Genomic DNA, 13,639 nt, shown 5'->3' on the forward strand with positions numbered 1-13,639 from the left:
AATCAAGTTTCCTCCCCTTCGATTTGTAGGTGTCCTGATATTTCGATACTTTGAAGGGCCTGTGTCGCTAACTGGTCTGCTTCTCTATTATCTTTTCTTGAAATGTGCTCATATGTCACGCGGAGACCGAGTTGTTTTTCTTTCAACTCAATACGCTTCATCCATGCTTCTAGTTCTGCCTCATAACATGGCCATTCTCCACTCATTTGCATAATAACAACTTGAGAATCCCCACGAATAGTAATTGATTGATGATGAACTCCTAATTCCTCAAGCTGTTGCAATAAGTAGTATAAGGAAGCATATTCAGCTTCATTATTTGATTCAAGCTCGTTTATTCGTTCGTTCATTCGTAAACGATAATTTTTATTGTCTTTTTTATAATAAATTGATATTCCTAACCCTGCTTCTTTTGATTGCAGGTCAAATCCTCCATCAAAAAAAGCGACAACCTCATGTGGCTCAGTTTCAACGTCCTTCAGAAGCTTTGTTAGCTCTTTTTTCGTCCACTGTCTCCCTATATCGTCTTGAAAAACCAACTCTTTTGTTCGACCTGTTTTTTCTAAATCATTTGATAATTGCAAAGCGTCCTTCGCATTCAACTCATCTGATGTAAAAAAGATGGATTGTCTTTTTGGTACTTTATAAGTCCACAAAATAGTAACTTTCATGTACTACGCCACCTCAGTCTAACAATTTTGAATCCGTACAAAGGTTTCTTCTTAAAAGTATGAGAAACGGTTCTTTTTCATTATACAGTTACAATCATAATTTCATACACATTTATATAAGATAGGCTATAATAGGCTGTATGATTACATAAATGTTTGGAGGAATTGAGTTGCTTGAAGTTTACATCGATGGAGCAAGTGCAGGCAATCCGGGTTTATCGGGTGCCGGTATTTTTATAAAATATGATGGTAAAACAGAACAATACAAAATACCATTAGGAATGATGGATAATCATGAGGCTGAATTCGCTGCATTAATAAAGGCGCTTGAAATATGCCAACAACACAAAGCTGATATCATATCAATTCGTACTGACTCTCAAGCTGTTGAACGGGCTCTTGACAAACGTTTTGCCAAAAATGAAAAATATAATGTTTACTTGCAACAAGCGTTGCAGCTTGTTGATGAATATAGTTATTGGTTTGTTAAGTGGATTCCTAGTAAAGAAAATCAAGTTGCTGACCAGCTTGCACGATCAGCAATAAAAGATAATTAAGGAGTATATAAATACATGGTCAAACGATTTCAAGCTGATGTAACATTACTTTTTGTAACATTTATTTGGGGCGCTACTTTTGTTATTGTCCAAAATGCAATACAATTATTGCCTCCTGTCACATTTAACGCTGTACGCTTTTTCTTAGCCGGCATATTACTTGTTTGTTGGCTGTTCTTGTTTACAAAAAAGGAAAACATCGTAATTAAGAAACAATCAGTACTAGCCGGTTGTTTTATGGGTATTTGGTTATTTGGTGGGTATGCGTTTCAAACGGTCGGCCTTATGTATACCTCTTCTGCAAAAGCTGGTTTTATAACAGGATTAAGCGTCGTGCTTGTCCCTCTTTTTACATTTATCTTGTTGAAGCAACGTCCTACTAAACTTGCATTAGTCGGTGTATTTGTCGCAGCAATTGGATTATACTTTTTGACAATGAGTGGCTCTAGTAACTTAAACAAAGGAGATTTACTTGTTTTCTTTTGCTCAATTTCTTTTGCACTTCATATTGTTTTTACTGGTAAATATTCAAGCAAACATTCTGCATTGATTTTAACAATTATTCAGTTGTTTACAGTTGCAATTTTATCAACAGTTTATGCTTTTTTCACAGAAAATTGGTTGATTGCATTCCAGCCAAATATTTTGTTTTCCTTTGATGTGCTTTTAGCTCTCATCATTTGCGCTATATTTGCTACAGCATTTGCGTACTTAGTACAAACAAATGTACAGAAGTATACCACACCAACTAGGGTTGCTTTAATCTTTGCTATGGAACCTGTATTTGCCGCATTAACGGCTTTTTTGTGGATTCAGGAGAGATTACACGCTGCCGCTATTGTTGGATGTATTCTTATATTCTCTGGAATGATACTAGCTGAATGGCCACAAAAAAAAAGAAAAAGAAAGAAAATTGCAGCATAATAATCTAAAGGAAAAGAATGTTCGCTTGTTTGAGCCATTCACAGCCCAAGAACCATCTTTGACAAAGAGTTGAATTCCTTTCTATTAATAAGACGAAGTCGGCTGTTTACAAATAATCTTCTCACTTAGCGAGTGATCATAGATGCAATTTTTTTGATTGTTTTGAGTATGTTGGAGTATTGATAAGCATTCATTTTAGAAATGTCTTCCTAAGTTTTAATCATACTTTTCGTAGGTATTATTAAAAGCTTATCATGAAAGCTTGCTCATAGTCGTTTTCAACAGTAATTTAGGTTCGAAAGTTTCTGCATAATTACAAAAGCACGCACAGATAATACTCTTTGCGTGCTTTCATCATGCTAATATACCCTTTTGTTTAGCGTATGTTATTGCTTCGTGCCTCTGCTTACACTTATGAGACAATAATGCTTCAAGTAAAGACATGTAAAAGGATCCATCAAATTGAAATTGTGCCTTTAAGGTTATTTCAATAGCAGCATTAACAAGTTCATCCTCTGCTCCTGTATAGTGCTTACCAAACAATATAAAGCCAATAGCATCCTCGCCAAGCCTAAATCCTTTTGAATTAAGATATTGAATATACTCGCTATTTTTCACTCTCATTAGTCACCTTAAACCATTTTTGTTTATATTTTAACGTAATTATTTATTCGAGTATACTATTTTTTTCTACTTCTTGATAACAATGCGGACAAAACACCTGTTGTAATTCCTAACAAAGCTCCTCCCAAGACTTCTATTGGCTGGTGACCTAACATTTCCTTTAACTTTTGCTGTTGCTTATCATGAACGTGGTAATCATCAATTCCTTTTAAACGTTCAATAGATTCATCGAGTTGATTCACCTTTAAAGTAATTTCTCCAGTTTGTCTTCTAATACCTTGTGCATCGTACATTACGATAAGCCCAAACACTGTTGATAAAGCAAAATCAATTGTAGTGATTCCTCTTTTTACTGCTACATAGGTCGCAAGAGATGACACACCAGCTGAATGAGAACTAGGCATACCTCCTGTTTCAAAGAAAAGTGACCATTTCCATTTCCCATTTTGGATCTTATGTATCGGTATTTTTAAAAATTGAGCTAGCGCTATAGTCGATAAAGCTGTTGTAATCCCTTTGTTCATTACATTCACCTCAGTATTATTGTTTAGCACTCTGCAAAACGATATGCAGTAAAAAAATCATATTCCAGATTAATTTGGTCATCCTAATTATTACAGGGAGGTGTACATAGCATGTCAAAAAAAGCTAGAACTCGTGGTAAAGCGGCTCCTGGTGTAAACCCTCAAGGTTACGGACAAGACAAACAAAGAGTTGATACGAGCCCTAAATCAGATCTAGAAGCACGAGCAAAATTTGATAACACAAAGAGATAATGTAAAACATTATTAGTAAGAAACTTACTCTGCTTCTAAGATCTAGGCAGATAAGACAAAACAAAAAAACAAGCCGGAATTTAAGTGGCTTGTTTTTTAAAAATATCTTTGTTCACATCGGTGGATATTTTACAAGATTTTCAATTTAAACTATTCTATAGTATTACTTGTCTTATACAAAAATTTGTAACCAACATTACAGCACATCCATTTATTGTATATGGATGTGCTGCTGAATTTCTAATTAATTACTATTCCGGTAGACGCTTACTTAGTTAGAATATTGAATTACTTATTCATTATTTAGTTTTATTTTGTAGCTTCTTTACTTCAGCTTCAGCATATGAAACATCTTTCATTATATCTTTCGGACTTTGTTTATTTTTTGTTTGTTTTTTCATATGACAACTCCTAATAAAAACTCATTATCATTATTAGAGTGGTTCACAATTGATTTTTTATTCAATACGAGCAATTAGATTGTCTTTGTAAGAAATCCAATCACTCCACGATCCAACATATAGCTTTATTTTGTCATATCCTGCTTGTTGCAGTGAGATAACATTAGGACAAGCTGTCACCCCTGAACCACAATACACGATGATTGTATTCTCTTTTTTTATATTAATAAATCGATTTTGTTGTTGTTCTTTACTTTTCCAATATCCATTTTCATCAAGGCTGTCTTTCCAGTAGTAATGCCTTGCACCAGGTATATGACCTGCTTTTTTATCAATTGGCTCAGACTCCCCTATGTATCGTGAGTATTCTCTTGAATCAATAACTGTGATTTCATCATCGGATATTGCTTTTTTTACATCTTCCATCTTTGCAATCATGTCATTTTGCCAGTTTGGATAGAATTTCTTTCGTTGAAAGCTTGGAACTTCATTTGTAACTAAATATTTATTTTTCCAGGCATGATATCCACCATCTAAAATATAAACCTTATCGTGTCCGCTATATTTAAGGAGCCAGTATAATCGTGCTGCAAAAGCACCATTCTGATCATCATATGCGACAACAATTGTGTCATCACTAATACCAAGTGTTTCGAGCTTTTCTATAAACTCTTGTAACGGTGGTAAAGGGTGACGTCCTCCATGCTTTTTAATCGGACTTGATAAATCATTATTTAAATCAAAATAAACAGCATTTGGTATATGATTCTCAACATACTGATTTAAACCTGCTGTTGGTTGATCTAATTGAAATCAACAATCGACAACACGTATGTTTGTATCAAGAATGTGTTCTTTAAGCCAATCAATGGATACTACATGCTGCATGGTATCACTCCTTATTTAACTGTTTTACATACTCCTCTACCATATAAATAGTCACAAGCTTTCTCGATGGCACTATCCCTGTTTTTCTAGCAAGCGCATTTATTTTTTCTGTTGTCGTATTAATAGGTTCCACGGAAAATGGTAAGCCTTGTTGGCATTGTTTAATGGCAACGTTAATATGTCTCTCTCTTTCTTGATCTAGTGCTGCAAACTCTGTTACAATTTCATGCTGTTTTTTCGAATGCTTTGAAATATCACGATGAACCTCTGCCACTGTAATAGCCTCCCTTAATTATGTGTCTCTTCCCAAGTTGAAAGTGTGTCATGTAAAACATTGTTAAGTTTTATTAAATCATTTTTATTTGTTTTATGTTGCATGCTAGCTAATAAACCGTTGTAATACTGATCTACTTCTTCTGCAATGTCTGTAAACAACTTATCAATGGCGTTATTGAATTGCATTATATACTCAGACTTTATACGATTAGTTTCTTCTTCTAACCAGTCCTTCATAGGAACTTTAAATGCAGAACTAAGTTGCTCTAGCATTTTTTGTTTTTCATTTTTCTCGAAGAAATCCTTCGGTGTCTTAAATGTATTGAGTACGAAAGTGAATTGTTGTATGCCGATATTCTTAAACGAGTCATTAATGATTGGCGTGCTATATTTAAAACCATCAAAAGTTTGTAAAGGGACATTCATATCGATTTCATAACACTTTTCGTGTAAAGAGTACTCAAGCTTTTTTATATTGCGATTATTATACGCTTCTACACGTAGGCATGTTGCTTGGACTTCTTGTTGTAAATCAAATGAGACCCATTTCAATAGTTCCTCTAAACATGATACCAGTTCATTTTGCAGCTGTCTTCCCTTTTCTATAAGTGCACCTGGATGAAACACTTCTTTAAAATGCTCAGTAAATCGTAACGAAACCCTTTGCTCAACATAGTATATTAGCTCATCAATTTCTTGTGTAATTAGGTCGCCATAACGAGAAGCATTATAATTTTTCATATACAGCGTTATCTTTTTCTGGTTATTCTGTAATATCGATTGTTGGATTTTCTTATCATTTGTATCCTTATCTATAGCTTCTAAATAATGATTCGTTGTGGATAGCGCTCTTTTGTAGTCGCTAATAATACTAGAAATTGCCACATGCTCTAACTCTTCTGTTATAAAAGTATTTAAATCTAATTCAAGATCATTAAAAGAATATGGATCTTTTGCAGTGTTTTTCTTTGCAGATAACGCCTGTCTACTCGAGACAGTATACATCCTTGGTTTACCCGTAATTCCATACAATGCAAGCTGGTCTTTAATGTAATGTTTAACGTCTTGAAGTTCATGATCTGTTTTTGCTAAATCTGCAGCATTTATGATAAAGAACATTTTATCCATCTCAAAAGAATCCTTTAAGCGACCTAATTGGCGTAAAAATTCCCGGTCTGCTTTTGTGAAAGCATGATTATAATACGTTATAAATAGAACAGCATCCGCATTTTTAATATATTGAAAAGCTACACTAGTATGACGAGCATTGACAGAATCTGCACCTGGTGTATCTATTAGAGAGATGCCTTTTCTAGTTATTTCGCAGTCATAGTATACATCAATCCACTCAACAAAACACGCCTTCTCTTCATGAGCTACGTACTGTTTAAAATGTGATAAATCAGTCTCAATAATATCATCCATGTTCTTGTAAGCCTCAAATCCCTCCACAACAGCCTTTATAAATGACACAGCATTTTGTTCAATAATTCCTGCTATGATATTGATTTTTTCGGCAAAGATTTCAACCGCTTGTGCTAGATTTATCACCTTAATATTAAGAGAGTTAAAAACAGGTTCTAATTCCCCCATCATAATCTCTTCACTTTTTCTTTTAACTCTAACAGTACCATGTTTAAACTGTTCAGAAACAGGATGTATCCTATTTATAGTAGCTGTTGTTGGATTCGGTGATACAGGTAAAACTGACTCACCTAGTAAGGCATTAGCAAAAGACGATTTACCCGCACTGAATGCACCGAATAAGGCGAGAGAGTAATGACGGTTTTTAAATCGACTCGTCTTTTGTTCTATATCACGCTTTAAGTGCTGCATGCTTTCTATCGGTTTTAATGCTTGTGTAATATTATCTGAATAGACTAATACGGAATCAGCATCGGTTTTTTTCTTTTCTTCTTTTTCTGGTTGTACGGCATCAGTATTAATAGTTTTAATATTCTTTTGCTGGACATTGAGCTCGTCATTTATATTTTCTAACGAGGCATAAGTAATATCGGGACCATGAAGACATGAATGGTTTCCTTCTAATGTTTCACTGTATAAAATGTTAAATAGAAGGTTTTCTTTGTCTGTAGTTTGTTTTTGAATATAATCATAATTTTTATATGCCTCTAAAAGTTCTTGAGCTTCTTTTATTTGTTTTGTTTTATTATGGTATTCCCTTTCTATATGGTGAGCGTTTTTTTGTAGTACAGCATTTACGAATGCCATGACTTGCTCTCTCCACATCTTTGTAATCTCTCGCTTTACATCTTCACAGTATGTTAACACGTATTGACTTGAATAAGTCGCTCCTTTTTTTATCTGATTTTGTAAAAGCGATTCATCCCATATACAGTTAATAGTCTGTGCATTCTTTAAATCGGCTTCATCATGTATAGGCAAAGTAGACACCCATTGCATTAATGCATGTTGAACGTGCCAATCTACTAGTGTTTTTACTTTTTCTTTAAAACTATTAAATAACAGTGTTAAGCGACGTTCCTTTTCTGCAACTTTCTTTTTCTTTGTAGCTAACCAACCAACTTTAAAATCATCCTGACAGGATTGAATATAATTTTCTGCCTTCTCACGAACATCGAATGGCATAATAGGGGCATTATCAAGTATCTTTTGGGTAGTATTTATAATGTCGTTCCACTGTGATTGTTGCCAATCTTCTAGCTTATTTATTTCACTTTGCCATTTCTCCATCTGCTCTATTAACATTGATCTCGTTGTCGTGGAATTATCACTAATTAATTGTAAGCTATCTTTATATTTAGATTCTAATTTATTTTTAATGAACGTTACATGATCTAAAATTACTTCTTCACATGTATCAGAGATAGAAGGCCAATTTTTGCTGTTTGACTGATACAAAGAATATATAATATTTTTTACTTCTTTAATTTCATTATATGGATGATCTACCTGCATTAAAGTTGTAAATAAAGTTCTTTCAATATTTAAGTTCCAATTTTCTATAGCGTTTTGCAAACTATAATTGAAATCTTCAAAAGGAATTTCTGTTTCATCATGCTTATCTATTTGATTAACTATTAAGTAGAAAGGTTTACCTTTGGCTTGAATGTGTTTCATAAAAGCAAAGTTATACTCAGATTGAACATGATTATAATCTGTCACAAAGAAAACCGCATCGGCTTCATATAGAGCGTTTTCTGTCGATAATCTGTGTTGATTATCCGTTGAATCCATACCTGGAGTATCCATAAATGTCATGCCGTTTGGAACATGAGCCAAAGGGCGAGATAGTTCAATTGTTTCTATGTTTGCTCCATCTTTACACATACTTTGGACAGATTTAGAATCATATTCATTATCAATATGTAATACATCTCCGTTCTTTCTAAATAACCGAACATATGTAGGTCCATCATGTATTTTCACTATGTTTGCACTTGTGGGAATAGGACTTGTTGGTAGTAAGTTCTCCTCTGCTATCGTATTTATAAGTGTAGATTTACCGGCAGAGAAATGACCTGCAAAGCAAATGACAAATTCGTTACGTTTCAACTTTTCGTATAATCTCCACACCTTCGTGGCATTTGTGACATCTAATTCATCGTGCATGATGTTGTTTAGTTGTGCGAGTTTTCTCATAACTAACTGACGTTCTTCTATTTGCAACTGCATGATGATTGATTCCCCTTTGTTCTGTTATTAATTTTACTAATATTGTATATGATTGTCACAATTTTGCCTATTTTTTCTCACTTATTTCACATTTATTGAATATTTACACAAACTGTTTATAATTAAAAGCAAAAAAATAGACACATAAAATGTGTCTACTGTTAACCAGCTTTATAACTGTTATCTACTTTATGAACAATATATGCTCCGATAGCCGTATATATAGTTACTACAGATATGATGATTGTTGTTGTAGCAAGCACCGATATCACCCGCCCGTCATCTATTGATAATGATTATCATAAGTGCATCATACCACGATAGAGAATGATTATCAATGAGAAATCATCTATTGTCACACTTTTTTAATAACTTTCGGGTAAAATTTAGGAGTATTTTTATTAACGTCAGCGTCATTTGTAACAGTAGAAAGCGCTTTTTCCTCAGTCGGTATACGAACCAGCAAGAGAAGCAATGCATTTAATAATGAAAATACAACCATTGTAAAATAGGCTTGAAATAGTACAGGAATCAATATAAACTCTAATGCAACTACGACATAATTAGGGTGCTTCATAAATCTGTATGGTCCTGTTGTTTGAATAGAGGCATAAGGTAGTACAAGAATTTTTGTATTCCAAAAACGCCCTAAAGACACTAATGCCCAAATGCGTAAAACCTGCACAATTAAAAATCCTGCCAATACTAACTGCCAAAGCGGAACTAATTGACGTTCGGTTATTATCACCTCAAAGAATAAAGCTAAAAAGAATAAAACATGTAATAAGACGATGAAGGGATAATGTCGTTCTCCATATTCAACAGCCCCTCGTTTACGCATCCATTTTTCATTTGATCTAGCAACAACTACTTCCCCTAGTCTCTGAATGATCAAACAACTCACAAGTGTGTTAAAAAACATTACGATTCCCCCCATTTCAACAAAATAAGCTCCGAACTAAATCCTGGACCTAACGCTGCTAATAAGGAATAACCTTCATCTTCGGTAACGTTATTTAAGAATTCCTCGAGTACAAATAATACAGTTGCACTTGACATGTTGCCATATTCTTTAAGAATCTTTAGAGACTTAGCAGTCATGTTTTCAGATAGGTTTAGACTGGAAATATACGCATCTAATACTTTTTTTCCGCCGGGATGGGCAATAAATCTTGTAATTTGGTCAATTGTTATGTTGTGCTTGTTTAGTAATTTTTCAACAGTAGTAGGAAGCCACTCCTTTACTATACTCGGAATGTCTTTTGAGAATACTACGTATAAACCATTATCCCTAACATTCCATCCCATGACATCTTCAGAGTTAGGCATTAGAGTTGATTGACTATCTACATATGAGATTACTGGTTTGTTCTTCTTATTAGATATAACATTATCTCCTGTTATCACAGCAGCGGCGGCCCCATCTGCAAATAATGATGTACCTATGAAATTGCTTTTAGATGTATCATCTTTTTGGAATGTTAAACTACAGAGTTCAACAGCTACTATAAGAACTGTTGCATCGGGGTATGCGAGACAATATTCAAACGCTCTCGCTAACCCGCTGGCACCACCTGCACATCCAAGTCCCCATATCGGAATTCTCTTCGTGTGCTGTGAAAATTTCATTTTATTCATTATTTTTGCTTCTATACTAGGTGTTGATAAGCCTGTTGTTGATATGTATATAATAGCATCAATATCTTTCAGTTGAATTGTTGCATTAGCCAAACAAGCTTCAATAGCTTCACAACCTAATTGTGTAGCATGCTGTATGTAAGCCGTATTCTTTTCTGAGAATGAATGATCACTGGCGAACCACTCCAGTTTTTCTGCAAAATATCGTTTTTGAATTTGACCATTATTAAAAACAGGTAGTAATCGATTAATGTTTTTAAAACTATCTGCAAATATGTTTTTTACAAACTCTAATGCATCTGATTGATTTACCTCATTTTTCGGTACTGCATGACCAACGGAGACAATTCTTGGCAAGTATTTTCACCACCAAAGTTTTGTTTCCCATTATTTTCCCCAATTTTCCTAGCAATATGTCACAAAAAAAAAGACTCTCCCATTTCATTTGGGAAAGTCGACGTTTTAAAGGGAGTAAATAAGTTGTTGTGCTCTTTAATTATATAGTATGACTTCGTAATTATGCATCCCTTAAATTTTGGAAAAAATAAGCCATAAAGATTTCATCTTCATAACGTCCATTTATTAAAACTTGCTTTGCTTGACGTCCTTCTTCTTTAAACCCATAACTTTTATATAACGAATATGCCTTATCGTTTGAAGAGAACACTGTTAACCAAAGCTTTTCTAATTTCTCTTCTCGACACCATTGTAATGTATATTCTAAAATTTTTTTACCTACGCCTTTACCTTGTGCATCCTGTGATAGCCATGTTCGAAACACACCTGTATGCCTTTTCATGGTTAATTCACCTCTAATTACTCGTGCAATCCCTTTTACACCACTATCGTTTATTTGTACTCCTATATACATATTACCTTGCTGATGCATGTATCGTATGAATGCTTGTTCCTCGTCTAAAGTACGTAACCTCTCCTTTTGTATGTAGGAACCCGCGTCTACTATAGCTTTTGCAGAACAAATAACATCCAGTGCATCATCTTCCAGAATTGGTCTTATTGTTATCTTTGATCCGTCTTTCGCGAAAAATTCTAACCTCATACATTGCATTTCTAACATGATACCGCCTTTTTTTGTCGACTTTTGTTGAAAAGAACAAAAATATGGGTGCAAAACAGTCTTGAATACTATACAATATACATATCATTTCAAATCAACCATAATACTATGCATGATATAGATAAAAGGAGTTATTCGTATGTCAACTAGTACAAACATTACACACGTGTTAAATGCAACTGTCGACGCCCTTCGAGGAGTGATACCACTTAACATAAATATTCACAAACCGGCCTTATTTACGCAACCCCTTCTGCAATCGTCTATAGGAGTATTAATTGGAATGACTGGTGACGTACGCGGTCGATTAATATTAGAAAGTAGCAAAGAAGTATTTGGCGGAATTGGTCAAGTTATGTTCGGAATGGCTTTAGAGGGTGAAATGCTTGAATCATTTACTGGTGAGCTCGGTAATATGATTGCTGGAAATTTAACAACTGTGTTGTCAAATAAAGATATAACTATGGACATTACCCCTCCTACAGTAATTGTCGGTGAAACAAAAATGTACGGCTTTGATAAAGCTTTTAAAGTGCCAGTAGAAGTAGCTGATTTAGGTGAGCTACAAGTCATCTTAATGCTTGAAATGAAATAACATAAAAGTAGCAGCCTAAATAATAGGCTGCTTTTCTAGTTCTTCACTAAGTACTATCTTACTAAAATTCAATAAATTTATTAAAAACCGTGAATAGTCATTCCACCATCGACATTAATAGTTTGTCCTGTCACATAATTTCCGGCGTCAGACGCTAAAAACACTGCTGGACCAACTAACTCTGGTAGTTCCCCTATACGCTTTAGAGGTGTTACCGACAATATCTCATCTACATAGTGTTCATCATTAAGTAACTTTTCTGTTAAAGGTGTTTTAAAATACCAAGGTCCAATGGAGTTAACATTAATATTGTATTTTCCCCACTCAAACGCCAACACCTTTGTCATTTGATTTAGAGCAGCCTTTGTAGCAGCATATACCACTCCGGTTCTCAAAGCTGTTACACCCGCAACAGAAGAAATTGTTAATATTTTCCCTCCATTATTATATTTCATTATTCTCCCGACCTCTTGTGACACCATAAAGGCGGACTTCAAATTCGTATTCATAATAATTTCCCACTCTTCATCTGTTACATCTAGTGCTTGTGACCGAATATTCATCCCTGCATTATTAACTAAAACATCTATCTTTCCAGCTTGTTGATATAGAGCATCTACAGCTTGCTTCACCTGTTGCCTGTCTGTAACGTCTGTCGGTAATATGTATGCCTTTCTACCTAACTCTTCTATATGTGAAGCAGTTTCCTCTAAGTCTTCTTTTGTACGTGATAGTAAGGCTACATCTGCTCCAGCTTGTGCCATCCCAATAGAAATAGCTCTTCCTATTCCACGTCCTGCTCCTGTAACGATTGCTATCTTATTATGTAATGAAAATGATGGTAAATACATTATTAGTTTCCCTCCCATTATTTCGTCAATAATGATATCTATTATAGCACAATTGAAATGTATCCAAGGTAAGAGCATCTGCATCGACACTAGCAGTATAATTTCCATTTATCTGATTCACAAACTTCATACTTACTTCACATTTTGTTCGGTTCTTCACAAAATTGTCTATGTTAAAGTATTGTTTTCTTCTCTTCTTTGTTATAAAAACAGAAAAATATTATAGATGATATCGTTGTGAATTCATCATTAGAATAAATGTACAAGTTTTGTTACACATTTATATATATGATAATTCACGCTCTTATCAAGTCACAATTTGTTCACAATTCATTTTGACAAATTGTGACCTAAATCACTGTTCTATCGATTTTACATCATTAGAATAGTGTTAAGTTAATATTTGAAAGATTTGTGAACTGCTAGTTTCTGGGTGGAAATTCTATTTATGTTTTGTATTATGAAAAGTGTAATCATAGTTTTTTTAAGGGGTATTCATAAATGAAAGGGGGATATTACATATGGCAAAGCCACAATTAAATCACCAAAGCAAAACTAAAATTGAAGATAGTCCTTCACAGCTCAGAGGTACTATGGCATCAGTCTTTATTTTATTGGCTGTATTAGCTGCATTTTTCTTTGGTGTATATGGTCTTTTTCTAGAACGTTTATAAAAGTAAAATTGTACTATTTATATATTGAG

The 13,639-nt window shown here is 34.1% G+C and carries 14 protein-coding genes and 1 pseudogene; 5 read left to right on the plus strand and 10 right to left on the minus strand.

Going from position 1 to position 13,639, the window contains the following annotated elements; translation table 11 throughout:
* Nucleotides 1-2: 2 nt before the first annotated feature.
* A complete protein-coding gene (locus tag EJF36_RS10740; protein WP_125906323.1) occupies nt 3-671 on the minus strand; it encodes a ribonuclease H family protein in 669 nt (222 codons plus the stop codon).
* 170 nt (nt 672-841) lie between these two features.
* On the opposite strand from EJF36_RS10740, the gene EJF36_RS10745 reads away from it, so the two are divergent.
* Both EJF36_RS10745 and EJF36_RS10750 read left to right on the plus strand, forming a co-directional pair.
* Nucleotides 842-1,228 carry a reverse transcriptase-like protein gene (locus EJF36_RS10745; protein WP_125906324.1) on the plus strand — a complete coding sequence of 129 codons (387 nt, stop codon included), beginning with the start codon at nt 842-844 and terminating at the stop codon, nt 1,226-1,228.
* A gap of 15 nt (nt 1,229-1,243) precedes the next feature.
* A complete protein-coding gene (locus EJF36_RS10750) occupies nt 1,244-2,152 on the plus strand; it encodes a DMT family transporter (RefSeq protein WP_125906325.1) in 909 nt (302 codons plus the stop codon).
* A 354-nt stretch (nt 2,153-2,506) separates the two neighbouring features.
* On the opposite strand, the gene EJF36_RS10755 is transcribed toward EJF36_RS10750, so the two are convergent.
* Nucleotides 2,507-2,776, minus strand: a complete 270-nt coding sequence (locus tag EJF36_RS10755; RefSeq protein WP_125906326.1) for a DUF6123 family protein — start codon at nt 2,774-2,776, stop codon at nt 2,507-2,509.
* Between the two features lie 56 nt (nt 2,777-2,832).
* Nucleotides 2,833-3,300, minus strand: coding sequence for a divergent PAP2 family protein (locus EJF36_RS10760; RefSeq protein ID WP_125906327.1), 468 nt, complete (start codon nt 3,298-3,300; stop codon nt 2,833-2,835).
* A 111-nt stretch (nt 3,301-3,411) separates the two neighbouring features.
* Here EJF36_RS10760 and EJF36_RS10765 point away from each other — a divergent pair, with 111 nt between their 5' ends.
* The gene (locus EJF36_RS10765; protein ID WP_125906328.1) at nt 3,412-3,552 is read left to right on the plus strand and encodes a small, acid-soluble spore protein L; all 141 of its coding nucleotides are present in this window, start codon (nt 3,412-3,414) and stop codon (nt 3,550-3,552) included.
* 458 nt (nt 3,553-4,010) lie between these two features.
* Here the strand turns inward: EJF36_RS10765 and EJF36_RS10770 are convergent.
* From EJF36_RS10770 to EJF36_RS10795, 6 genes and pseudogenes are all read right to left on the minus strand, one after another.
* A pseudogene (locus EJF36_RS10770) lies at nt 4,011-4,841 on the minus strand (sulfurtransferase).
* A 4-nt stretch (nt 4,842-4,845) separates the two neighbouring features.
* Nucleotides 4,846-5,115: a DUF2533 family protein gene (locus EJF36_RS10775; RefSeq protein WP_125906329.1), complete on the minus strand. Its 270-nt coding sequence runs from the start codon at nt 5,113-5,115 to the stop codon at nt 4,846-4,848.
* 14 nt (nt 5,116-5,129) lie between these two features.
* The gene (locus EJF36_RS10780; protein WP_125906330.1) at nt 5,130-8,774 is read right to left on the minus strand and encodes a dynamin family protein; all 3,645 of its coding nucleotides are present in this window, start codon (nt 8,772-8,774) and stop codon (nt 5,130-5,132) included.
* Nucleotides 8,775-9,129: 355 nt separating this feature from the next.
* Nucleotides 9,130-9,696, minus strand: coding sequence for an isoprenylcysteine carboxyl methyltransferase family protein (locus tag EJF36_RS10785; RefSeq protein ID WP_125906331.1), 567 nt, complete (start codon nt 9,694-9,696; stop codon nt 9,130-9,132).
* Entirely contained in the window at nt 9,696-10,769 is a 1,074-nt protein-coding gene (locus EJF36_RS10790; protein ID WP_125906332.1) for a type III polyketide synthase, read from the minus strand. Before EJF36_RS10790 ends, EJF36_RS10785 begins: the two co-directional genes overlap by 1 nt.
* A 160-nt stretch (nt 10,770-10,929) precedes the next feature.
* Nucleotides 10,930-11,490, minus strand: a complete 561-nt coding sequence (locus tag EJF36_RS10795) for a GNAT family N-acetyltransferase (RefSeq protein ID WP_260471873.1) — start codon at nt 11,488-11,490, stop codon at nt 10,930-10,932.
* A 139-nt stretch (nt 11,491-11,629) separates the two neighbouring features.
* On the opposite strand from EJF36_RS10795, the gene EJF36_RS10800 reads away from it, so the two are divergent.
* Entirely contained in the window at nt 11,630-12,085 is a 456-nt protein-coding gene (locus EJF36_RS10800; protein WP_125906333.1) for a chemotaxis protein CheX, read from the plus strand.
* Between the two features lie 80 nt (nt 12,086-12,165).
* Here EJF36_RS10800 and EJF36_RS10805 read toward each other — a convergent pair whose 3' ends face one another.
* Nucleotides 12,166-12,936 carry an SDR family NAD(P)-dependent oxidoreductase gene (locus tag EJF36_RS10805; RefSeq protein ID WP_125906334.1) on the minus strand — a complete coding sequence of 257 codons (771 nt, stop codon included), beginning with the start codon at nt 12,934-12,936 and terminating at the stop codon, nt 12,166-12,168.
* Nucleotides 12,937-13,457: 521 nt separating this feature from the next.
* On the opposite strand from EJF36_RS10805, the gene EJF36_RS10810 reads away from it, so the two are divergent.
* Complete coding sequence (locus EJF36_RS10810) at nt 13,458-13,610, plus strand: cytochrome c oxidase subunit 2A (RefSeq protein WP_125906335.1); 153 nt, start codon at nt 13,458-13,460, stop codon at nt 13,608-13,610.
* Nucleotides 13,611-13,639: the final 29 nt, after the last annotated feature.

The organism is Bacillus sp. HMF5848 (genome assembly GCF_003944835.1).
Taxonomy (GTDB): domain Bacteria; phylum Bacillota; class Bacilli; order Bacillales; family HMF5848; genus HMF5848.

Bases quoted from the DNA above. Each gene is read 5' to 3' on its own strand.
- EJF36_RS10750 (WP_125906325.1), top strand. From the start codon at position 1,244: ATGGTCAAACGATTTCAAGCTGATGTAACATTACTTTTTGTAACATTT.
- EJF36_RS10780 (WP_125906330.1), bottom strand. From the start codon at position 8,774: ATGCAGTTGCAAATAGAAGAACGTCAGTTAGTTATGAGAAAACTCGCA.
- EJF36_RS10795 (WP_260471873.1), bottom strand. From the start codon at position 11,490: ATGTTAGAAATGCAATGTATGAGGTTAGAATTTTTCGCGAAAGACGGA.
- EJF36_RS10810 (WP_125906335.1), top strand. From the start codon at position 13,458: ATGGCAAAGCCACAATTAAATCACCAAAGCAAAACTAAAATTGAAGAT.
- EJF36_RS10760 (WP_125906327.1), bottom strand. From the start codon at position 3,300: ATGAACAAAGGGATTACAACAGCTTTATCGACTATAGCGCTAGCTCAA.
- EJF36_RS10765 (WP_125906328.1), top strand. From the start codon at position 3,412: ATGTCAAAAAAAGCTAGAACTCGTGGTAAAGCGGCTCCTGGTGTAAAC.
- EJF36_RS10740 (WP_125906323.1), bottom strand. From the start codon at position 671: ATGAAAGTTACTATTTTGTGGACTTATAAAGTACCAAAAAGACAATCC.
- EJF36_RS10755 (WP_125906326.1), bottom strand. From the start codon at position 2,776: ATGAGAGTGAAAAATAGCGAGTATATTCAATATCTTAATTCAAAAGGA.
- EJF36_RS10800 (WP_125906333.1), top strand. From the start codon at position 11,630: ATGTCAACTAGTACAAACATTACACACGTGTTAAATGCAACTGTCGAC.
- EJF36_RS10785 (WP_125906331.1), bottom strand. From the start codon at position 9,696: ATGTTTTTTAACACACTTGTGAGTTGTTTGATCATTCAGAGACTAGGG.
- EJF36_RS10805 (WP_125906334.1), bottom strand. From the start codon at position 12,936: ATGTATTTACCATCATTTTCATTACATAATAAGATAGCAATCGTTACA.